The following is a 23,307-nucleotide window of genomic DNA, read 5'->3' on the forward strand; positions in this document are numbered from 1 at the left end:
CAAATCGCCCGGCCGGGTCGGCGGGGGACTGCTGGATCCCCGGCAGATGCTGCGTTCGTTGCCGGACGCGCTGCGCAAGCTCGACCCGAGGACGCTGTGGCACAACCCGGTCATGTTCATCGTCGAGGTCGGCGCGGTGTTCACCACCGTGCTCGCGATCGTCGACCCGACGTTCTTCGCCTGGTCGATCACCGTCTGGCTGTGGCTGACCGTGGTGTTCGCCAACGTGGCCGAAGCGGTCGCCGAGGGGCGCGGAAAGGCGCAGGCCGCCGCCCTGCGCCAGACGCGTCAGGACATCGTCGCGACCCGGCTGACCGGCTGGTCGCCGGGCGTGCAGCCCGGCCAGTACGGCGAGGAGAGCGTGGCAGCGCCGCAGTTGCGGCTCGACGACGTCGTGGTGGTGCAGGCCGGACAGGTCATCCCCGGCGACGGCGACGTGGTGGAGGGCATCGCGAGCGTCGACGAGTCGGCGATCACGGGCGAGTCCGCGCCGGTGATCCGGGAGTCGGGTGGCGATCGCAGCGCGGTGACCGGTGGCACGAAGGTGCTGTCCGACCGGATCGTCGTGCGCATCACCCAGAAGCCGGGGGAGAGCTTCATCGACCGGATGATCGCTCTGGTGGAGGGCGCGAACCGGCAGAAGACGCCGAACGAGATCGCGCTGAACATCCTGCTCGCCTCCCTGACGATCATCTTCCTGCTCGCCGTGGTGACGCTGCAGCCGTTGGCGATCTTCTCGAAACAGTTCCAGGCCGCCGCCCCGGACACCGCGTCCATCACCGATGACGGTGTCAACGGCGTCGTGCTGATCTCCCTGCTGGTCTGCCTGATTCCGACCACGATCGGTGCGTTGCTGTCGGCGATCGGCATCGCCGGCTTGGACCGGTTGGTGCAGCGCAACGTGCTCGCGGTGAGCGGTCGTGCGGTCGAGGCGGCGGGCGACGTGAACACCCTGTTGCTGGACAAGACCGGCACCATCACGCTGGGCAATCGACAGGCTGCGGAGTTCGTGCCGGTCCAGGGGGTGGACGCCGCGACCGTCGCCGATGCGGCGCAGATGTCCAGCCTCGCCGACGAGACGCCCGAGGGCCGGTCGGTGGTTGTCCTCGCGAAGGACGCCTACGGGCTGCGGGAGCGTGAGCCCGGCGTCATGCCGCAGGCGACGTTCGTGCCGTTCACCGCGCAGACCCGGATGAGCGGCGTCGACCTGGGCCCCGACGTCGGGGCGGGCGCCGGCGACACGCGACAGATCCGCAAGGGCGCCGCCGCCGCGGTGATGAAGTGGGTCCGCGACAACGGGGGGCACCCGACCGAGCAGGTGGGCGAGATCGTCGACGGGATCAGCGGCACCGGTGGAACGCCGCTTGTCGTCGCCGAGTTTGTCGCGGGTCAGCCGGCGCGCGCCTTGGGGGTGATCCACCTCAAGGACGTGGTCAAGTCCGGGATGCGGGAGCGGTTCGACGAGATGCGCCGGATGGGCATCCGGACCGTGATGATCACCGGTGACAACCCGCGTACCGCGAAGGCGATCGCCGACGAGGCCGGGGTGGACGACTTCCTGGCCGAGGCGACGCCGGAGGACAAGCTCGCGCTGATCAGGCGGGAGCAGGAGGGTGGCCGGTTGGTCGCGATGACAGGTGACGGCACCAACGACGCGCCGGCGCTCGCGCAGGCCGACGTCGGGGTGGCGATGAACACCGGTACGTCGGCCGCGAAGGAGGCCGGCAACATGGTCGACCTCGACTCCGACCCGACCAAGCTGATCGAGATCGTGGAGATCGGTAAGCAGTTGCTGATCACCCGTGGCGCGCTGACCACGTTCAGCATCGCCAACGACGTCGCGAAGTACTTCGCGATCATCCCGGCCATGTTCGCCGGTGTCTACCCGAGCCTGGACGCGCTCAACGTGATGCGGTTGTCCGGGCCGGAGTCGGCGATCTTCTCCGCGGTCATCTTCAACGCCCTCATCATCATCGCGCTCGTTCCCCTCGCGCTGCGGGGTGTGCGATACCGGCCGAGCAGCGCGTCCGCTCTGCTTGGTCGGAACCTGTGGATCTATGGGCTGGGCGGCCTCGTCGCCCCGTTCGTCGGCATCAAGATCATTGACCTCATCGTCCAGTTCATCCCGGGGATCTCGTGATGCGCCTACCCAACTGGCTCGCTCAACATCTTGCCGCGCTGCGCGCTCTCCTGGTCGCCACCGTCGTGCTCGGGTTGGCGTACCCCCTTGTCATGGTCGGGATCGGGCACATTCCTGGCCTTCGCGACCGGGCCAAGGGGTCGCTGATTCAGGACGGCGGCACGACAGTCGGCAGCCGACTGATCGGCCAGCAGTTCGTCGACGGCGAGGGCAACCCGTTGCCCGTCTACTTCCAGTCCCGGCCCTCCGCCGCCGGCGACGGGTACGACCCCACGTCGACCGCCGCCAGCAACCTCGGCCCGGAGAACATCGTCGACACCCTCGCCACCAACCCCGATGACGCCACACCCAGCCTGCTCACCGAGGTGTGCCAGCGAAGCAAGGACATCGCGGACCTGAACGGAGTCGACGGCCGTCGCCCGTTCTGCACCCCGGACGGGGTCGGCGCTGTCCTGGCCGTCTTCCGCCGCGACGGGCTGACCGGCCCGATCACCCGAGTGGTCAGTGTCAACCAAGCGTGCCCGGCCACCCCGTTCCTCGCGCGCTTTCAGGACGTGGCCGTCGAGTGCAACACGATCGGCGAGGACATCAGCCAGGGCCTGATCACCCCGGTACGAGGAGACGCCCCGGCTGAGCCGGTCATCCCACCCGACGCGGTCACCGCCAGCGGCAGTGGCCTCGACCCGAACATCAGCCCCGCCTACGCCCGGCTGCAAGCACCCCGGGTGGCCCGAGAACGCAACACCGACCCCGACTCGGTCCAACGCCTCATCGACCGGTACACCGACGGGCGGGCGCTCGGCTTCATGGGGGAGCCGGCGGTCAACGTGCTCCAGCTCAACCTCGCGCTGGACCGCACCTTCCCCACCAACCGCTGACCGCCTCGCCGCCATGCCACAGGGCCGGACCACACGGTGACCAGGGGCCGACTACGCGTCTATCTCGGCGCCGCCCCGGGCGTCGGCAAGACCTACGCGATGTTGCAGGAGGCGCGCCGCAGGGCCGATCGGGGCAGCGACGTGGTGGTCGGACTCATCGAGACCCACGGCCGCGAACAGACCGCCAGCCTGCTCGACGACCTGGAGATCGTGCCCCGGCAGACGATCACCTACCGGGACGCTGAGTTCGGTGAACTGGACATCGACGCCGTCCTGACCCGACGGCCCGAGGTCGCGCTCGTTGACGAACTCGCCCACACCAACGTCCCCGGCTCGCGCCATGCCAAGCGCTGGCAGGACATCCAGGAAATCCTCGACGCCGGCATCGACGTGCTCAGCACGGTGAACATCCAACACCTGGAGTCGCTCAACGACGTCGTCCAGCAGGTCACCGGCACCGCCCAGCGAGAGACCGTGCCGGATGGCGTCGTCCGAGACGCCGAGCAGGTCGAACTGGTGGACATCACACCCGAGGCGCTGCGGGCACGGATGTCGCACGGCAACATCTACCAACCGGACAAGATCGACGCTGCCCTGTCCCACTACTTCCGCGTCGGGAACCTCACCGCCCTGCGGGAGCTCGCCCTGCTGTGGCTCGCCGACAAGGTCGACGACCAGCTCGACACGTACCGCGCCGAGCACGGCATCGGCGAAACCTGGGGCGCCCGGGAGCGGGTCGTCGTCGCGCTGACCGGCGGCCCCGAAGGGGAAACCCTGATCCGAAGGGCCTCCCGCATCGCCGCGCGCACCCCGAAGGGCGCAGATCTCCTCGCCGTCCACGTGACCCGCAGCGACGGGCTCGCCGTCTCCGACCCGACCCACCTCGCCCGTCAACAGGCACTGGTGGACAGCCTCGGCGGCACGTACCACCGCGTCGTCGGCACCGACATCCCCGCAGCGCTGCTCGACTTCGCCCGAGGGGTCAACGCCACCCAGATCGTGCTCGGCGTGAGCCGTCGCGGTCGCTTCGCCCAACTCCTCGCCCGCGGCATCGGCGTCAGCACCGCCGCCCAGTCCGGCAGCGTCGACGTGCACCTGGTCACGCACGAGCAGGTCGGGCGAGGCCGACGCCTACCCCACCCCATCACCGCGCTGTCGCGCCGCCGCCGGCTGGCCGGCTTCGCCGTCACCGTGCCCGGTATCCCTTTGTTGACAGGCCTGCTGCTGGTGGCGGGCGACCAGCTCTCCCTGGCCAGTGACATGCTGCTGTTCCTCGCGGGAGTGGTCGGCGTGGCGGTGCTCGGCGGCTGGTGGCCCGCACTGCTCGCCGCACTCGCCAGCTCGGTGGTGATCAACTACTTCTTCACGCCGCCGCTGCGCACCCTCGACATCGCCCGCCGAGAGAACCTGCTCGCGCTGGTGGTCTTCCTGCTCGTCGCGGCGGCGGTCAGCGCCGTGGTCGACCTCGCCGCCCGACGGGCCCGCGACGCGGCACGGGCCAGCAGCGACGCCCAGATCCTGTCCACGGTCGCCGGCAGCGTGCTGCCCGGCGCCCGGCCGCTCACCGCGCTCCTCGAACAGCTACGGGAGACGTTCGGGCTCACCTCGGTCACCCTGCTCGAACGCACCTCGCACACCCCGCCCGCGCCCGGCCACCAGCACGACCCCCGCGCCTGGCGGGTTGTCGTCTCCGCCGGCGACGAGCAGTGCGCCACCCCGGCCGACGGCGATACGAGTGTGGGAGTCGAGGACGACCTTTCGATGGTGCTCCGGGGTCGGGTTCTGGCCGCCGCCGATCGACGTCTCATCGAGGCGTTCGCCGCCCAGGCGGCGGTCGCGCTGCGCCAGGAGCGCCTCACCGAGGAGGCGGGCACGATACGCCCGCCTGCTCAGGTCGAGAACCTGTTGGACATGAGCCGCTTGCTGACTGGAACGCTCGGGCTGTCGCTGGTACCGGTCGTTCTGTCGGGCGTCGTCGCACAGGCTGCCGGCGAACTTGACGAACCGGCACAACGGGTCCGAGTGCGTCTGCCGGTCAACCTCCCACCCGTGCACGCCGATCCCGCGTTGCTGAAGCGCGTGCTGGTGAACCTGCTCGCGAACGCGCTGCGGTTCAGCCCAGCCGACCAGCCGCCTTCGGTCTCGGCGACTGAAAACTGCGCGCGCGTCGACCTCCGGATCGTGGACCAGGGACCGGGCGTTCCGCAGGATCAGTGGACGCAGATGTTCCGGCCGTTTCAGCATCTCGACGACCGGGACAACCTGGGCCTTGGTCTGGCGTTGTCCCGTGGGCTCACGAAGGCGATGAGGGGCACGCTCACACCTGAGCAGACACCTGGTGGTGGCCTGACGATGGTGCTCAGCCTGCCCACGGCTGAGCCGTCCGCGGAACCGGACGGCAGCTGATGATCCGGATGGCTGCTGTGGGTGGCTCGCCCCGCACACCGTTCACTGGTCGGCAGGGCGTCGGCGCCGCAGGCGTACCACCGGGCGGTGGCTCGACCGTAGTCACCTGGTGTGGCCGGCGCCGGCGAACCGACGGTCTGCCTGCTCCTGGACCGCATCGAGATCCCCCGCGACCTCCACCTCGGGTGTCGCGTCGGGCAATGCGTCCTCCAGCCGGCGCAGCGGCCGGTAGCACAGCCCGATGGTGGCCCAGACGACAAGGCACAGCCCGCACACGACCATCAGGAAGGCCATCCCCCTTCCCGGGCCGCTGCCCAGCGCGGCGCCCAGTGCGGCATGCTCGCGCAGCAGCGGAGCGAACACGTTGTCGGCGAGGGGCCCGGCCACGAGGAAGCCCACCGGCTGGGTGGCGAGCGCGAGCATCAGATTGGTGGACAGGACCCGGCCCTGCAACTCCTGTCCGACCTTGACCTGGATGATCGACAGCCAGTGGGCGTTCAGCACGGCCATGGCGCCCATCCGCAGCGCCAGCCCGGCCGCCACCACGGGGATCGATGCGTGCAGGCCCATCAACACGGTGCCGGCGCCCACCACGAGGGCCGCGCCGATCATGCCGGTCGCGCGGCGTCGGGTCCCACCCCACGGCAGCATGAGTAGTCCACCGGCCGCCGCGCCCAGCCCTCCGACAGTCGTCACCAGGCCGAGCTGGGTGACTCCGGCGAAGGACAGCACGATCGGTTGCACCGCGACGAACATCACCGACGCGAACAGGTTCAGCACGGCGGCGAAACCGATCATCAGCATCAGCGGTCTGCGGCGCGCGATGAACCGCCAACCGCCGGTGAGCGCCCTGCCGAAGGATTCGCGCTGCCGCTGGAACAGCCGGTCGGGGAAGCGGACGGCCAGCAGGGATCCGATGCCCAGGGCGAACGCGCAGACGCCCATGGCGACCACCCCGGACAGGCCCACCCACGCGACGAATGCGCCGCCGAGCAGCGGTCCGACAACGGTGCTGAATCCCGCGCCGAGCCCGACCAGGGCGTTGGCCTGCGGTAGGTAGGGCTTCGGTACGAGTTGCGCGGTCGCCGCCAGGTAGGCGGGTTGGTGGAAGGCCGACGCGATCGAGGTGGCCGCCACGATCAGGCAGACAGCCGGCAGTGACAGCCGCCCGGCGGCCAGCAGGACGGCGAGCACCGCCATGGCCGTGGCGTTGGTGCTGTCCGCGGTGAGCATGATGCGGCGGCGGTCCACCCGGTCGGCTACCGCGCCGCCGAGCGGTGTCAACAGCACAGCGGGCAGGGTCGCGAGCATCGTGACGAGAGCCAGGTCGAGGACGCGGCCGCTGCGTTGATAGGCCCACACACCGAGGGCGAACATGCTGAGGGTGGCACCCAGCATGGACATGAACTGCCCGGCTGCCACGGTGTAGAACGGCCGGAGGCCGGCGGGGCGCACCGGGGGCGCGGCAACCGGCTCGGGCACGCGCCCTGCCATCCAGCCGGCGATCCGGTCACTCAGCAGGGCGGCGAGGTCGGTGGCCTGGTGCCGGACGAAGTAATGGCCCGCCCGGGGGATGGTGGCGAGCTCGACTCGGTCGGCGAACACCCCCCACTCCCGGTACCGCTCCTGGTACAGCTCGGTGGAGTGGTCCGCCTCGCCGACCACGCACAGGATCGGCGCCGACAGGCGGGCGCCCGGTGCGGCCAGTTCGCGGCCGTACCACGCTCGGGTCTCGGCGGAGTCGTGCCGCATGGCCCGCAGTGCCGTCTCGGTGGCGGCCTCGTTCATGTCGTCCAGCAGGCCACCGGTGGTGCGGAGGATGTCGCGGTAGTGGCGGTTCGACGCCCAGCGGTCCAGCGGTAGGACACGGTTGACCCAGGCGGCCGCCCGTCCCGGCAGCCGCGCCGAGGGGAAGTTGCCCGCCACGGTCACCCCGAGCACGACGCGCCCACGGGCCTCCAGCCGGCGGGCCAGCGCGACGGCGGCGGCCGATCCCACCGAGTGTCCGTAGACGGCGACGGGCCCGGTCACGGTCTCGGTGATCTCGTCGGCGAGCCGCTCGGTCACGTCGTCGAGCGATAGGAACTCCTCGTCCGGCCGGGCCGGGTCGTGTCCTGGCAGCTCGACGGCGAGGACGGCCAGGTCGTCCGGCAGTGCTGCGGCGAGTGGCTGGTAGACGGCCGCCGAACCGCCGCCGTACGGGACGCAGACCACCGTCGCCGTGGCGTCGCGTGTCCCGCTGAGCCGGTGCAGGAGACGCCCGTGCCCGGTGTCGGAGGTGTCGAGGTGCGCGGCCAGTTCGCGAACGGTGGGGCGGGTGAACATGTCGATCACCCGCAGGCCGGGGTCGCAGGCGCGGACGGCGCGTACCGCGGCGAACGAGTCCCCGCCGAGGGCGAAGAAGTCGTCGTCGATCCCAACCTCGGCGAGCCCGAGGACCTGTGACCACACCTGCGCCAGGCGATGCTCGGTCGGTGTTCGCGGCAGCGTGCGGTCGTCGACGATCGAGGTCTGCGCGGCTTCGGGCCGGGGCAGAGCGGCCCTGTCGACCTTGCCGTTCGGGGTGAGGGGCAGCCGGTCGATTACCAGGAGCGAGGCCGGCACCATGTACTCCGGAAGGCGTTCCCGCAGCTCGGCGCGGACCTGGCGCTTGTCGAGCCGGGCAGGGGGCTCCGCCACCAGCCAAGCGGCGAGTCCCTCACCGACGGGCAGGACGACCGCCTCGGCGACGCCCGGCACCTGCCGCAGGGCCTCGGCGACCTCGCCCGGCTCCACCCGGTAGCCGCGTACCTTGACCTGGTCGTCGACCCGGCCGCGGTACTCCACCCAGCCGTCGCGGCGCATCCGCAGGACGTCGCCGGTGCGGTACAGCCGTTGCCCGTTGACGGTGATGAACTGTTGGGCGGTCAGCTCGGGAGCTCCGATGTAGCCGCGGGCGACGCCGGGCCCACCCATGAGGAGCTCGCCCGGTATGCCCGCCGGTAGGGGACGGTTGGCCCGGTCGACCAGGAGACCGACGGTGTTGGGCAGCGGGCTGCCCACCGGGACGATTCCGGTGCGCAGGTGCACCGGCACGTCGTCGACGTCGCACACCATCTTGACCATTGTCGACTCGGTCTGACCGTAGTGGTTCTGCACCCGCAGCCCAGGTCGGGCCGCTCGGGCCCGTTCGACGATCGACCACGGTAGGGCCTCGCCGGCGAAGAACAGCAGCTTGCGGGGGAGTACGGCGGCCAGGTCGCCGCGCGCCGCGAGCAGTTCGAAGTGACTCGGCACGAGCTTGATGACATCGACGGGATTGTCGGCGAGGTAACCGGCCAACGCCTCGGGGTCCAGGGCTGTCTCGCGGGCCACGAAGTGCAGGGTGCCCCCGGTGGTGAGCGCCGCGTGCAGGCAGGTGTGGGCGAAGTCGGCAGCGATTGTCGACATGATGGCGTAGGTGCCGCCGTTGACGTCGCTGCCCAACCGTTGCAGGACGCCGTCGAGGTAGTCGGTCGCGCTGCCGTGTTCGACGGCGACACCCTTGGGGGCGCCGGTGGATCCGGAGGTGAAGATGACATGCAGCAGGTGGTCGGGGCGTACCGGAAGGTGGGGCCGGTGTTCGGGGCTTTCCTTCAGCGTGGCGGGGTCGTCGAGGACAAGGATGCGTCTGTCGTCGTCGCCGACCAGGTCGGTGAGCTCTCCGACGGTCACGACGGTGCGGACGCCGGCGGTCTTCAGGATCGAGGCGATCCGGTTCGCGGGGAACGAGGCGTCGAGGGGGACGTAACCGCCGCCGGCCTTGAGGACGCCGAGCAGGGTGGCGGGCAGGGCCACCGAGTGTTCCAGGAGGACACCGACGGGTTCGTCCGGGGCGACTCCGGCGGCGATCAGGGCATGGGCGATGCGGTTGGCCAGCCGCTCCAACTCGCCGTAGCTGAGCCGACCGTCCGGCGCCACGACGGCGGGCGCGTCGGGGGTGCGATCGGCCCACCGCTCGATCAGCGGGTGCACCGTGCCGGCCGTTCCCGGACGGACCGGACCGAGGATCGCCGGCTCGGCGGACGGCTCCAGTCGCACCGCTCCCACCGGCGCGTCGAGGTCGTCGAGCATCCCGTGCAGCAGGTTGCGGTACCAGCAGACGATGCGCTGCACCGTCTCCTCGTCGAAGAGGTCGCTGCGGTAGTTGAGACTGCCGGTGAAGCCGCCCGGCCCCTGCGCCAGGGTGAGGTGCAGGTCGGATTTGGCCGACGAGACCGGGCTGCTGATCGGGGACAGCTCAAGTCCCGGGAAGGTCGGGGCGTCCTGGTCCATGACGAGGAAGTTGAGCAGGGTCTGCACGATCGGGGCTGACGTGGCGCTGCGGTCGGGCCGCAGACGTGCCACCACCTGCTCGAACGGCACGTCGGCGTGCGCGAACGCGTCCAGTGCCACCCCACGCACCCGCCCCAGAAGCTCCGCCCCGGTCGGGTCGCCGGACAGGTCGGTACGCATGACGACGGTGTTCACGAAGCAGCCCACCATGGCGTCCGTGCTGGCGTGGCGGCGTCCGGCCTCCACCACGCCCACCGGTACGTCTGTGGTGGCGCACAGTCGGGCGAGCAGCGCTTGCCAGGCTGCGAGGAACACCATGAACGGTGTGCACCCGGTTCGCTCGGCCACCGCGTGGACCTGGTTGGCGAGCGGGCCGAGGATCGCCACGGCGACCTCGCCGCCCGCCGGGTCGGCGACTGCGGGTCGGGGCCGGTCGGTGGGCAGGTCCAGCAGCGGGGCGAGCCCGGCCAGCCGATCCTCCCACCAGTTGACCTCGGCGGGCTGGGCCGCGCGGGTAGCCAACCACGTGGCGTAGTCGGTGTGCTGGGCGGCGGGCGGTGGGGCCTCGCCGAGCCCGAGCCGTGCGGCGTACAGTGCCGCGAGTTCGGTGCGGATGAGCCCCAGGGACCAGCCGTCGGCCGCCACGTGGTGAAACGTCAGGCAGAGGACAGCCTCGTCACCGCTGTGCAGCAGCACCGCGCGCATGGGCGGCTGGGTTGACAGGTCGAAGGGTTGCGCCGACTCCGCTGCCAGCGCCGCCTCCACCTGATCGGGGGCGACCTCCCTGGTGGCCAGGGGTACGTCGTCGGCTGAGCCGACGATCGTGACGGGGGCTTCGCCGCGTACCTCGATGCGGCTGCGGAGCACCTCGTGACGCTGCGCCAGGTCGCGAACGGCGCCGAGCAGGGCCGATCTGTCCAATGGGCCGCGCAGCCGAAGGGCGAGGCGGACGTGGTAGGCGGGACCGCTGGTGCCGAGTTGGTCGAGGAACCACAGCCTGGACTGCGCGTCGGTGAGCGGGATCGGCGCGGACGGGTCGGCGCGGCGCGAGATGGTGTCGGTGGGTGTCGCGAGAGCCGCGGCCAGGCGTTGCTCCAGCAGCGCCCGCGATCGAGATGCGGTCGTGGTTGGCCGCGAGGTGCCCCCGGGAACCTCAGTTTCCATTGTGCTCAAACTCCATGCTGAGGTCGGAAATCGTGATCCGCAGTCGTCGAACCGCCTCGGTGGCCCGGCGTACGGCTTCGGCGGGTGTCATGGCGCAGGTGGCGGCGAATCCGACACGGTCCAGGGAATTGCGGGGCTCGCGGGTGCGCGCGCCGGGTTCGACCAGATAGCCGCAGGTGACGACCGCAGGCACCGCGTACGCCGCGTCCAGGTCGCCGACGCTCTCCACCACACCGGGGCGGGCGTGCAGGAAGCGGACCGCGGCGTACTGACCGGCACGCCGCGGCAGGGGGCGCGCGAGCGGCTGACCCCTGAGCAGGGTCCAGTAGGCGCGGACGAGTTCCACGTCGTACGCCCACTCGATGAGGTCCACGATCTCGTCGCCGGGGAAACGTCCGGCGCACTCGATGAGGTAGGGCCTGCCGTTCTCGACGATCCATTCGCAGTGCACCACGCCCGTGTCGAAGCCCACCGCGCGGATCACCCGTTCGGTCTGCTCGCGCAGGAGCGCTTCGAGGTCGGCGGGAATGTCGGCGGGCACGAGGTGGCCGCGCTCGACGGGCCGGGGCCCGGGATAGAGGTTTTTGTCGGTGACGTTGGCGAAGACGGGCCGGCCGGTCGACACCAACATCTCCACGCTGTACTCGCGGCCGCACACGTATCGCTCCACCAACATCCGCACCGGGATCGGCCGGTCGGGCACCTCGGCCCGGCCGGTCAGGGCGAGGCACTCGGTGACGCACTCGGCCCACGCGTCGTCCACCTCGTCCACGGATCGCACGATGCGAACGCCGACAGACCCCTGCCGGTCGGCTGGTTTGAGGATCGCCGGACCTGGCTGGGCGGTCATGAAAGCCCTCACCTGCTCCGGGTCTGCGACGGCCTGCGATGCCGGGTTGGGGATGCCGGCCGACCGGGTGACCAGGCGCAGGAACGACTTGTCGTGCAGCAACTGTGCGGCCCCCATGGAGGCGCCCGGAAGCCCGTAGCGTTCGGCGAGTCGCGCCGCGAACACGGTGGCGTCCTCCACCAGCGGGGCGATTGCGGCGGGCGCGAGATCCGGGTGGGCTTTGTAGAACGCATCCGCGGCGCCCGCGAGCTGGTACTCCCACTCGACCAGCTCGCGGATCACCGCCGCGTCTCGCACCTTGGAACGCAGCCCGCGCTTGCGGACCACGTCGGGCTCCTCGATGACGATCACCGAATCGTCGGGCTGGAAGACGCCGATGGCCGCCACCGACCCCCAGGTCAGTCCCACCATGATCACGGGTGCGGTCATGCCGGCTCTCCGCTCGGCTCCGCGGACAGGCGCTCCAGCATCATCAGCTCCACGTGATCGGCGAAGTCCGCTAGGACCGGCCGGTCGAACAGCGCCCGTACCGGCACTCGCTGGCCGAGCGCCTCGCGCAACCGGCCCACCATCCGGGTGGCGGCCAGCGAGTTGCCGCCCAGGGCGAAGAAGTTGCTCTCCAGCCCGAGCCCGTCGACGTGCAGCAGTTCGGTCCAGAGTTTCGCCACCAGCTGCTGCATCATTGACGCGGGCGCGGTGGCCGTCGGTTCGGCCTCCCCAGGTTCGGGCAGCGCGGCGCGGTCGACCTTTCCGTTCGCCGTGGTGGGGAACGCGTCGAGGACGACCCACCGGCGTGGAACCAGGTAGTCGGGCAGCCGGTCACGCAGGTACGCCTCGAACGGCGCTGCCTCGCGGCCGTCGCGCCGGGCGACCACGTACCCCACCAGGTGTTGCTCGGTGGCCGGGCCGGCCACCGTGACCACCGCGTCGGCGACGTCGGGATGCTCGCGCAGCACGGCCTCGATCTCACCTGGTTCGATCCGGTGTCCGCGCACCTTGACCTGGTGGTCGGTCCGGCCCACGTACTCCAGGGTCCGGCGGTGCCACCGCACGAGGTCACCGGTCCGGTAGCACCGCTCGCCGTCCGGCCCGACGACGAACCGGTCCGCGGTCAGCTCCGGCCGGTCGAGGTAGCCCCGCGCCACGCCCGCACCGGCAATCCACAGCTCACCGGTCGCACCGGGCAGCGTGGGCCGTCCCCGCCGGTCCATCACGTGCACCCGGGTGCCGGCGATCGGCCCGCCGATCGGCACCGGGCCGTCACCGACCGGCTCGTCCACCCGCACGATCGTCGAGTAGATGGTGGTCTCGGTGGGGCCGTAGGCGTTCCACAGCTCGCCGATCCGCTGGGCGAGGCCCCTGGCCAGCGGCGGGTCGAGCACCTCGCCGATGCTGATCACCCGGAGTGCGCGACGGTCGGGCCAGTCGGCGGCCATGAGGATGCGCAGCGTCGTCGGTGTCGCCGTCGCGACGGTCACGCCGGTCCGCTGGATCCACCGGGTCAGCGCGTGGCCGTCCGCCGCGGTGTCCCGGTCGGCGAGCGCCAGGCGGGCACCCGAGGCAAGGGTCACCCACAGCTCGTAGCCGAACACGTCGAAGGTGAACGGCACCACGCCGAGGGTGACGTCGTCCGGTCCCATGCCGGGGACGGCGGACAGGGCGGCGACGAACGCGGCCAGGTTCGCGTGGGTGACCTGGACGCCCTTCGGCCGCCCGGTCGAGCCGGAGGTGAACAGGACGTACGCCACCTCCTGCGGATCCAGCTCCGGCAGGTCGACGGGATGGTTGTCGGTGGCAGCCAGCTGCACGTCGAGCACAGTCGCCTGCGGCACCGCGCGGGCCGCCGCGAGGGCCGGGCCGGCGGAGAGGATCACGCGTACGCCCGCGTCCGCGGCCAGCCTGGCCAGCCGATCGGACGGGTGTTCCGGGTCCAGTGGCAGGTACGCCGCGCCCGCCCGCAGCACGGCGAGCAGCGCTGCGGGCAGCAGCCGGCCGCGCGTCAGGCAGACCCCGACCGGTTCACCGGGCCGGACACCGTACGCCGTCAGGGCGGACGCCACCCGGGCCGACCAGTCGGCCAGTTCGGCATAGCTCATCGCGCCGTCGGCGGCGAGCACCGCGACGGCGTCCGGCCTGTGGCGCGCCTGGTCGAGGACGGCGGCGACGACCGTGGCGGGGCGGTCCTGCGGCAGCGGCGCTCCGGTCGTAGCGGAACACAGGTCGTTACGTTCTGCGTCGGAGAGCGGGTCAAGCCTGAGGATCGGCCGGTCCGGTTCGCTGAGCGCGGCGTCGAGCAGCGCGACGAACCACCGCGCCCACCGCCGCACGGTCGCCTGGTCGAACAGGCCGGTCCGGTAGGTCAACGTGCCCGCGAAGCCTGTGCCGTCGTCGATCAGCGCCAGCGACAGGTCGATCTGCGCTGCCCCGCGCGGCGTGTCGATCTGCGCCGCAGCCAGGTCGGCAAAGCGGTTCGGGGCGGCGGGTAGGCCGATGACGTTGAGCATGGCCTGGAACAGGGGCGTGGAGTCCGGGTCGCGGTCGGGGCGCAGCCGTTGCACGACCTGCTCGAACGGCGTCTCACCGTGATCGAGGGCGTTCAGCACCTGGGTCCGTGTCCGGGCCAGCGCCTGCCGCAGCGTCGGGTCGCCGGCCAGGTCGCCGCGCAGCACCAGGGTGTTCGCGAAGCAGCCCACCATCCGTTCGGTGCCGGGCCGCGTACGACCCGATACGGGTACGCCGACCGCGACGTCCTCGGTGTCGGCGAGGCGGGTCAGCAGCGCCTGCCACGCGGTGAGCAGCACCATGAACGGGGTGCAGTCCAGCTCCGCCGCGACGGTCCGGAGCCGGGCGGCCAGACCGGCGGGCAGTACCAGCGGTTCGGACGCGCCCGCCCAGCCGGTCCCCGGGCCGCGCGGCCGGTCCACCGGAAGCCCGAGCGGGGTGACGCCGTGCAGGTGCGCCGCCCACCAGTCCAGGTGCTCGTCCGCGCTGGCGCGCTCGCGCTGCCACTCGGCCACGTCGGCGTACTGGACGTCGAGCGGCGGCAACGGGCGGTCGGTGCCGCGACGCGCCTGGTACAGGGCGGAGAGGTCGTCCAGGATCGTCGTCCAGGACCAGGCGTCGACGGCGATGTGGTGCACCGTGAGCACGAGCACGTGGTCGGTCGCGGAGGTCCGCAGCACCAGCCCTCGCAGGGGTGGTTCCCGGTCCAGGGCGAACGGGCGGGTGGTCTCGGCGCACAGCGCGGCGGCGACCTGGTCGGCGTCCACCTCCATGACGGACACGGGGATGGGGTCGGCGACCGGTACGGCCACCAGCCCACTGTCACCGTCGGCCACGATGGTCCGCAGCACCTCATGCCGGACGCCGACGTCACCGACCGCGGCACGCAGGGCGTCCACGTCGAGTGGACCGGTCAACCGCAGCGCCACGCTGGTGTTGTAGGCGTCGCTGTCCGGGCGGAGCCGCCACAGGAACCACAGTCGCTCCTGCGCCGGCGACAACCGCACCGGGGTCGCGGGGTTCTCGCGCCGGGGGATGGGCCCGGCGACGTCCGGTCCTGCCATGCGGCGTTCCAGTTCGGCGGCCAGGTCACGCAGCACCGGCCGTTCGAAGACCACCCGTACCGGTAGCGCGCAGCCGGTGATCTCGGCCAGCACGCCGACCATCCGGGTGGCGGCGAAGGAGTGTCCGCCGAGGGCGAAGAAGTCGTCGCCCGCGCCGATCCGCCGCGCACCGAGGATCTGCGTCCACGCCTGGGCCACCGCCTTCTCGGCGGGTGTGTCCGGTGCGACCGCGGTGACCCCCGGCTCCGTGGGCCTCGGCGCGCGTCGTAGGGCGACCCGGTCGGGTTTGCCGTTCGGGGTGAGCGGAATCCGCTCCAGCACGACCACGTCGGCCGGCACCAGGTAGTCGGCCAGCGACTCCCGCAACCGGGCGCGGATCGCGTCCGGCCGCAGGGTGTGGCCGGCAGCGGGTACGACCCAGCAGGCGAGACGCCGCTGGTGCGCCTCACCCTCGGGCAGTACGACGGCGTCGGCCACCTCGGACAGCGCCCGCAGCGCGGCGGTCACCTCGCCGAGTTCGACCCGGTAGCCGCGCACCTTGACCTGGTCGTCGGTCCGGCCGAGGAACTGCACCGCGTCGTGGTCGCGTAGCCGTACCCGGTCGCCGGTGTGGTACCAGCGTCCGCCGGCGGGATCGTCGATGAACCGCTGTGCGGTCAGGTCTGGCCGGCCCACGTAGCCGCGGGTGACGCCCGGCCCGCCGAGCAGCAGCTCACCGGGGACGCCGGCCGGCTGCGGCCGGCCAGCGTGGTCCACCACCAGGGCGGTCACGTTGGGCAGCGGGCGACCCAGCGGCACGAGCCCGGTTCGGGCGGACTCGGGGACGTCGTCGACGTCGCAGATCAGCGACATCATCGTGGCTTCGGTCGGCCCGTAGTGGGTGTGCACGGCGAGGTCCGGCCGGAGCCGTCGCACCGCGTCCACGAGAGACCACGGGCAGCCCTCCCCGCCGAGGATCAGCAGTTTGCCGGGTAGGACGGTGGCCAGGTCCCCGTGAGCGGCGAGCATCGTGAGGTGGCTCGGCACCAGTTTGACCACGTCCACCTGGTGCCGGCCGAGGTAGCCGGCGAGCGCCTGCGGGTCGGTCGCGGTTTCCCGGTCGACGAGGTGCAGGGTGCCGCCGGTGAGCCAGGCGCCGTAGAGGCAGGCGAGGCCCAGGTCGGCCGCGACGGTGGACACCACCGCGAAGGACCCGCCTGCCACCTGGGGCATCCGGTCGACCAGACCGGTGACGCAGTGCGCCAGGTTGCCGTGCTCCACCCCGACACCCTTGGGTGCCCCGGTTGAGCCGGAGGTGAAGATGACGTGCGCCAGGTTGCCCGCGACGATCGGCACGGCCGGCCGCCAGTCCGGGTCCTGGATGGCTGCCGGCTCGACGACGTCCGCGAACCCGCGTACGCGGTCGGCCGGTTCGCCCGTCGTCACCACCAGCCGCGCGCCGGCAGTCCGGAGCATGTCCTGGATGCGGGAGGCCGGGTAGGTCGTGTCCATCGGCAGGTACGCGCCGCCGGCTTTGAGGATGCCGAACACCGCCGTGGCGAAGTCAACGCCCGGTTCCAGCAGGATGCCGACCGGCTGGTCCGGGACCACGCCCAGCGCGACGAGCCGGTGCGCCAACCGGTTGGCGCGCATCTCCAACTCGCGGTACGTGAGCTGGCCGTCGGCGCCGACCACGGCCGTCTCGTCGGGCCGCTCGTCGACCCACCGTTCGATCAACGCGTGCACGGGCACCGTCGCGGGCGGGGTGACGGCGCCGGTGAGCGCGGGGGCGGCGGCGGTTTCCAACGGGATCTCTCCGACCGGCCGCCCCGGATCGGCGACCATCCCCGCTAGCAGCGCGAGGAACCACCGCACCAGGTTCTCCGCCGTCTGCGTGTCGAACAGGTCACGCCGATATTCCAGCCAGCCGTCCAGCCCGCAGCCGGGCCCGCCATCGGTCAACTCCATGCTCAGGTCGAACTTGGCCGTCCGGGGCGGCACGTACCGCCACTGCGCGTGCACACCGGGCAGCGCGGGCGGGTCCGCCTTGTCGTACACGTTGAGCAGCACCTGGAACACCGGCGTGGCCGACAGGGTGCGCTCCGGGCGTAGCCGTTCCACCACCCGGTCGAAGGGCGTGCGCGCGCGGGCGAACGCGTCCAGCGCGCCGGCGCGGACCTGGGCGATCAGGTCGCGTCCGGACGGTTCGCCGGTGAGGTCGGTGCGTACCACGATGGTGTCCAGGAAACAGCCGACCGCCGCCTCATCCCTCGCTGAGTGCCGTCCGGCGTGTGGCACCCCCACGACGACGTCGTCGACGTCCGCGAGCCGGCCGAGCAACGCCTGCCACGCGGCCATGAGCACCATGAATGGGGACGCCCCCGCCTCCGCGGCGACCGCGCGGACGAGGGCCGCCGTCGCGGGGGGCACCGCGATCGTCGTGGCCGCGCCCGGCCAGGCCGACGCCAACCGCCGCGGCCGGTCGGTGGGCAGATCGAGTACGGGAGGCAGCCCGGCGAGGTATTCGGTCCACCAGTCGAGCCCGGCCGGGTCGTCGACGTCCTCGGTCACCACGTCCGCGTACTGCGTCGCTGGTGGCAGCGCCTCGCCGTCGCCGCGTCGCGCGGCGTAGAGCGATGCCAGGTCCGCGAGGACGATCCGCTGCGACCAGCCGTCGGTGGCGATGTGGTGCACGGTCAGGGCGAGCACCCAGAAGCCGGGAGTACGGAACACCGTCGCCCGCATCGGCGGTTCGGCGGTGAGCCGGAACGGTCGGCCGGTCTCCGCGGCCAGCGCTGCGGCCAACTCGTCCCCGTCCACGTCGGTGACCGACACCGGCACATCCTCGGCCGGGCGGGTGCGGATGACCGGCTCCGGGCCGTCCGCGTCGATGACGCCGCGCAGCACTCGGTGCCGCTGCGCCAGGTCACGCAATGCGCCGAGCAGGGCCGCCTCGTCCAGGATGCCGGTGAGCCGAAGGACCAGGGGCACGTTGTACGCCGGGCTGTCCGGCTCCAGTTGGGCGAGGAACCACAGCCTGCGCTGCGCGGCCGACAGCGGCATAGGGCCGTCCGCACTGGTGAGGGCGGGCCGGCCGGTTTCGCCGACCATGGCGTCGTGGGCGGCGGCGAAACGCGCCTTCAGCCGGTCGTGCAGGTCGTCGGAGGGGTTGCTCATCTACCTGTTCCTTGGATTCGTGTGCGCCAGCTCGTCGAGGAGCAGGTGTTCGACCGCGGTCGCGAAGTCGGCGAGGACCGGCCGGTCGAACAGCGTCTGCACCGGGATGGCGAGGTGCAGTGCGTCCCGCAGCCGGCCCACGACGCGGGTGGCGGCGAGGGAGTGGCCGCCGAGCGCGAAGAAGTCGTCGTCGGCCCATATCTCCGGCCGGTTCAGCACCTCACCCCACACGGTCGCGACGAGGTGCTCCGCTTCTGTCCTTGGTGACACCCGGCTGCTCCCGGGGTGCAGGGGCTCCGGCAGGGCCGCACGGTCGAGTTTGCCGCCGGTCGTCGTCGGCAGGTCCGCGAGAGTCATCCACCGTCTCGGCACCATGTGGTCCGGCAGCCGGGCGCGGAGCCGAGCCTGGACAACGTCGGCGTCCACGTCCTCGGGTACCAGATAGCCCACCAGGTGGGCGTCGCCGCCCGAACCGCTCACGGTGACGGCGGCTCCGGTGACCTGCGGGTCCGCGCGTAAGGCCGTCTCCACCTCACCCAGTTCGATGCGGTATCCGCGTACCTTCGCCTGGTCGTCGAACCGGCCGTGGAATTCCAGGAGCCCGTCGGCGCGCCACCGGGCCTTGTCGCGGGTCCGGTAACACCGCTCGCCTGGGACGAACGGGTCGGCGACGAAGGCCCGGGTGGGCAGGTTGCGGTAGCCGCGCGCGACTCCGGCGCCCCCGATCCAGAGCTCGCCCACCACGCCCGGGGGCACAAGCCGGCCGAGGGGATCCATCACGTAGCAGCGGTAGCCCGGGTTGGGCAGGCCGAGCGGGATCTTCCCACCGTCCACGGAACGCACCCGGTGCAGGTGGGATGTCACCGTCGTCTCGGTCGGGCCGTACTGGTGCCACAGCTGCCCGACCCGCCCGAGTACCTGTTCGGCGAGCGCCGGGTCCAGCACCTCGGCCCCCGCCATGACTCGTAACGTCGGCATCACCGGCAGGTTCGCGGCCATCAGCATGCGCAGGGTCGTGACGGTGAGGTCGAGCATGGTCACGCCACTGGAGATGAGTCTTTCGACAAGCGCGTGTCCGTCCGTTGTGCAGGCCCGTTCCACGACCACGCAACGTCCCCCGGCAGCCAGCGGGGTCCACATCTCCTGAACGGACATGTCGAAGGACAGCGGTGCGATGACGGGCATGGAGTCTGCGGGGCCCGGCCGGAGAATGGCGGCCTGTCCGGTGATGCAGGCCGCCACGTTGGCGTGGGTCACCTCCACACCCTTGGGCCGTCCGGTCGATCCCGAGGTGTAGATGAGATAGGCGAGGTGCTCGCCGGTGAGCGTGGGAAGGCTGCGCTCTGCCCGGTATCGGCCGAGCTCGTCGATGTCGAGCCCGGGCAGTCCGGCCGGGGCCGGTCCGCGGGCCAGCACGACGCGGGCACTGCTGTCCGCGGCCATCCAGGCCAGGCGGTCGTCGGGGTAGTCGACATCCAGTGGCAGGTAGGCGGCCCCGGCCCGCCATAAGGCCAGAACCGCGGCCGGCAGCAGACGGTCGCGGGGCAGGCTCAGGCCGACGATGTCTCCGGGTCGTACTCCTGATGCCACCAGGCCCTCCGCGACTCGGCGGGACCACGTCTCCAGTTCGGCGTAGGTGAGGTTGCCGTCGGGATCGCTGACGGCCACCGCGTCTGGACGGGAAGCAGCCTGGGCCAGGACCGCCTCGACCACCGTTGTCGGGCGGATTTCGGGTAACGCCGGTCCCTCTCCCCTGATCAGCAGCGAGGCACGCTCGCTCGCACTCACCAGGTCGACAGCGGCCAGCGGTTGGTCGGGGTCGTCCAGCCCCGCGCGCAGGACACCGAGAAGACGTTCGGCGAACGCCTCCATGTCCGTCCGGTCGAAGCGCCCCACGGCGTACTCGACCTGCAACTCCACCTGGTCGGCGGTGCGCGCCACGAACACGGTGAGTTCGTTCGCGGCGGCGCCCGTGCCGCGGTCGCTGTGCAGGTCCAGCCGGACGCCGTGGCGGGACACCGTCGCGGGTTCGTCGATCGGCTGCATGCTCAGGATCACCGGTGTGCGGGAGGCGCCGGCGACGCGGTGGGCCGGCAGGTGCCCGAGAAGGTTGACGGCGGGCAGTTCCTGGTGGGCGAGAGCGGCCGAGGTGGTGGCGGTGCACTGGCGCACCAGGGCCCGGAAGGTCAGGTCGGCGTTCATTCGCAGTCGTAGCGGCAGCACGTCGACAAGCGGACCGAGCAGTGCCCGCGTACCGGGACGGTGGCGACGCGCGGCCGCCGCGCCGATCACCACGTCGGTACGACCGGTGAGACCGCCGACGACGAGCCCCAGCGCGGCGAGGTACCCGGCGAACGGTGTGCTCCCGCTCGCGGTCGCGAGTCGGTGCAGCCGCGTCACCAGTCCCCGGTCCAGGGCGACGGTGAGCCTGGCGCTGGCGTGGCCGGGCGGCTCGGCGCGACCGGGCAGGTCGTCGGGGAGGACGGCGCCGGCCAACTCCGTACCCCAGTAGGTGTCGAGCCGTTCCCGCCGCTGCGGTAACGCGTCGAGCTCCCACTCGTGCAGTGCGACGTCACCGACCTGCACCGACGGGTCGGCCACCGGCTCATCGGCCAGTTCGGCGGCCAGCTCCCGCAGGAACGGCGCGACCGAGCCGCCGTCGAACGCGAGGTGGTCGACGACCACGATCACCTCGGCGACCTCGTCGGCCAGGTGCGCCATGGTGGCCCGCAGGAGCGGCACGTCGCCGTGCAGGTCGAACGCGTACCCGGCGGCGACCCGGTGGACGTCGGCCAGTCGTTCCTGCTGGGCCAGCGGGGACAGCCTGCGCAGGTCGACCTCGTCCACCGGCACCTGGACCGGCGGACGGACAACCAGCCACGGCTCGTCGCCGTCGTCGACCACCACGCTGCGCAGAACCTCGTGCCGCCGGACGATCTCGTTCAGCGCGACCCGCAACGCCGCGGCGGAGACCGGGCCGTGGACGCCGATGGACATCGCGAGCGTGGTGACCGGGCTTGTCGGGTCGAGTTGCCGCAGGAGCCAGAACTCGCGCTGCGCGGAGGTGAGGGGATAGCGGTCGAGGCCGGGTCGCTGGCGTAGCGGTGGTTCCGGCTCGATCGTGGTGAGGGCTCGGGCCAGTCCTTCGACCGTCGGGTGGCTCAGGAACGCCGCCAACGGTACGGCGGTGCCTCGCCGGCGGCCGAGTTCGCTGACCACCCGCGCGGCGGCCAGCGAGTGCCCGCCGAGGTCGGCGAACCGGTCGTCGACGCTGACCTGCGCGATGCCGAGCACCTCGGCGATCACGTCCGCGATCTGCTGTTCGGCCGCGTCGCGGGGGGCGGTGTACGGGGCGTTCGGGTCGCGGCCGACCGCGATCGTGGGCAGGGCAGACCGGTCCGCCTTGCCGCTCGCGGCGACCGGAATGCTCGGCAACACCGCGATGCGCCACGGCACCAGATAGTCCGGCAGCCGGGAGCCCAGCCAGACCCGCAGCTCGGCTTCGGTGACCGTGTCCGATTCGACGTAGCCGACCAGCCGGTCGGAGTCGGCGAGCACGACGGCGTGCCGCACACCCGGGTACGCGGCGAGCGCGGCCTCGACCTCCCCGGGCTCGACCCGGTAGCCGCGGATCTTGACCTGGTCGTCGGCTCGCCCGGCGAAGTGGAACGTGGTTCCCTCGCGGCGGACCAGGTCACCGGTGCGGTAGCCGAACGGGCCGAAGCTGCGCGCGTTCGCCTCCGGCCGCCCGAGGTAGCCGCGTGCGACACCGGGGCCGGCCACCCACAGCTCCCCGACGTCACCCTCGGGCACTTCCGTGCCGTCGGGGCCCCGCACGGACAGGTGCGCCCCGGCGATGCCCTGACCGATCGGCGGCGCTTCGCTGCCGGACCGGTCCACCTCGGCCACTACGCAGATGACCGTGCACTCGGTCGGCCCGTAGGCGTTGAGGACCCGCCGGACCTGGGGGTTGCCGAAGATCCGGTCGCACAGCGCTCGGGTCGACGCCTCGCCGCCGGTGATCACGATCCGCACGTTCGGCGGCAGGGGCTCGCGCAGCAGCACCGAGAGCGCCGACGGTACGACCGCCAGCATGGTGACCTCCGACCGTGCCGGCAGGGTCGGGACGGCGAGCAGGTTGTCGGCGAGGATCACCGTGCCGCCGGACACGAGCGGAATGAAGATCTCCCAGACCGAGGCGTCGAAACACACCGACGAGGCCGCCAGGACGCCGCGGACCTCGGCGGGTGTGAACGCCCGCGCTGCCCAGCGCAGGAAGTTGACCACGTTGCGGTGCTCGACGACGACGCCCTTGGGTGTTCCGGTCGATCCAGAGGTGTAGATGACATAGGCCGCGTCGTCGCCGGTCACCGTGGCGTCTGGGTCGAAGCTGGCGGTCGGCCGTACGTCCTCGACCCGGACCACCGTGGTGGTCGGTGGCGGGATCCGCTGCGCGCCGGTGGACGCCACGATGACCGTGAGCGCTGCGTCCTCGGCGATGAACCGGGTCCGTTGCACCGGGTACGCCGGGTCCAGCGGCACGTAGGCGGCCCCGGTCTTGAGCACCCCGAGCAGGGTCGGCACCAGCCACTCGTCCCGGTCGACGCACACCCCGACCAACGTGCCGCGCCGTACCCCTTGCTCGTGCAGCCGGCGGGCGATGCCGTTGGCCCGCTGGTCGACCTCGGCGTAACTGAGCCGCGTCACGCCGACCACGACCGCCGTGCGGTCTGGTGTGCGCCGCGCCTGCCGCTCGAACGCCTCGTGGACGCACGACGCCCCCGCGAGAGGGTCAGGTGTGGGGGACTGGTCGTGCTGGCGGAACTCGTTGCTCATTGCGTTGGTGCTCTTTCA

At 71.8% G+C, this 23,307-nt stretch carries 7 protein-coding genes; 3 read left to right on the forward strand and 4 right to left on the reverse strand.

Annotated elements, in window-relative coordinates:
- Positions 1–46: 46 nt before the first annotated feature.
- The 3 genes from kdpB to AB0C01_RS25220 are packed head-to-tail and all read left to right on the forward strand — an operon-like array spanning position 47 to position 5,424.
- On the forward strand, positions 47–2,140 hold the full coding sequence (kdpB, locus tag AB0C01_RS25210) for a potassium-transporting ATPase subunit KdpB (RefSeq protein ID WP_357572297.1): 2,094 nt from the start codon (positions 47–49) through the stop codon (positions 2,138–2,140).
- Complete coding sequence (locus tag AB0C01_RS25215; protein WP_357572267.1) at positions 2,140–3,018, forward strand: potassium-transporting ATPase subunit C; 879 nt, start codon at positions 2,140–2,142, stop codon at positions 3,016–3,018. Before kdpB ends, AB0C01_RS25215 begins: the two co-directional genes overlap by 1 nt.
- 36 nt (positions 3,019–3,054) lie before the next feature.
- A complete protein-coding gene (locus AB0C01_RS25220; protein ID WP_357572268.1) occupies positions 3,055–5,424 on the forward strand; it encodes a DUF4118 domain-containing protein in 2,370 nt (789 codons plus the stop codon).
- A 102-nt stretch (positions 5,425–5,526) separates the two neighbouring features.
- On the opposite strand, the gene AB0C01_RS25225 is transcribed toward AB0C01_RS25220, so the two are convergent.
- From AB0C01_RS25225 to AB0C01_RS25240, 4 genes are read right to left on the reverse strand one after another with little or no spacing between them, the layout of a single operon-like run.
- The gene (locus tag AB0C01_RS25225; protein ID WP_357572269.1) at positions 5,527–10,881 is read right to left on the reverse strand and encodes an amino acid adenylation domain-containing protein; all 5,355 of its coding nucleotides are present in this window, start codon (positions 10,879–10,881) and stop codon (positions 5,527–5,529) included.
- Positions 10,871–12,160, reverse strand: coding sequence for an ATP-grasp domain-containing protein (locus AB0C01_RS25230; protein ID WP_357572270.1), 1,290 nt, complete (start codon positions 12,158–12,160; stop codon positions 10,871–10,873). Before AB0C01_RS25230 ends, AB0C01_RS25225 begins: the two co-directional genes overlap by 11 nt.
- Positions 12,157–18,453: an amino acid adenylation domain-containing protein gene (locus AB0C01_RS25235; protein WP_357572271.1), complete on the reverse strand. Its 6,297-nt coding sequence runs from the start codon at positions 18,451–18,453 to the stop codon at positions 12,157–12,159. Before AB0C01_RS25235 ends, AB0C01_RS25230 begins: the two co-directional genes overlap by 4 nt.
- Positions 18,454–23,289 carry an amino acid adenylation domain-containing protein gene (locus AB0C01_RS25240; RefSeq protein ID WP_357572272.1) on the reverse strand — a complete coding sequence of 1,612 codons (4,836 nt, stop codon included), beginning with the start codon at positions 23,287–23,289 and terminating at the stop codon, positions 18,454–18,456.
- Positions 23,290–23,307: the final 18 nt, after the last annotated feature.

Source organism: Micromonospora sp. NPDC048905 (assembly GCF_040649655.1).
GTDB lineage: Bacteria > Actinomycetota > Actinomycetes > Mycobacteriales > Micromonosporaceae > Micromonospora.

Bases quoted from the DNA above. Each gene is read 5' to 3' on its own strand.
- kdpB (WP_357572297.1), top strand. From the start codon at position 47: ATGCTGCGTTCGTTGCCGGACGCGCTGCGCAAGCTCGACCCGAGGACG.
- AB0C01_RS25235 (WP_357572271.1), bottom strand. From the start codon at position 18,453: ATGAGCAACCCCTCCGACGACCTGCACGACCGGCTGAAGGCGCGTTTC.
- AB0C01_RS25215 (WP_357572267.1), top strand. From the start codon at position 2,140: ATGCGCCTACCCAACTGGCTCGCTCAACATCTTGCCGCGCTGCGCGCT.
- AB0C01_RS25225 (WP_357572269.1), bottom strand. From the start codon at position 10,881: ATGGAAACTGAGGTTCCCGGGGGCACCTCGCGGCCAACCACGACCGCA.
- AB0C01_RS25240 (WP_357572272.1), bottom strand. From the start codon at position 23,289: ATGAGCAACGAGTTCCGCCAGCACGACCAGTCCCCCACACCTGACCCT.
- AB0C01_RS25230 (WP_357572270.1), bottom strand. From the start codon at position 12,160: ATGACCGCACCCGTGATCATGGTGGGACTGACCTGGGGGTCGGTGGCG.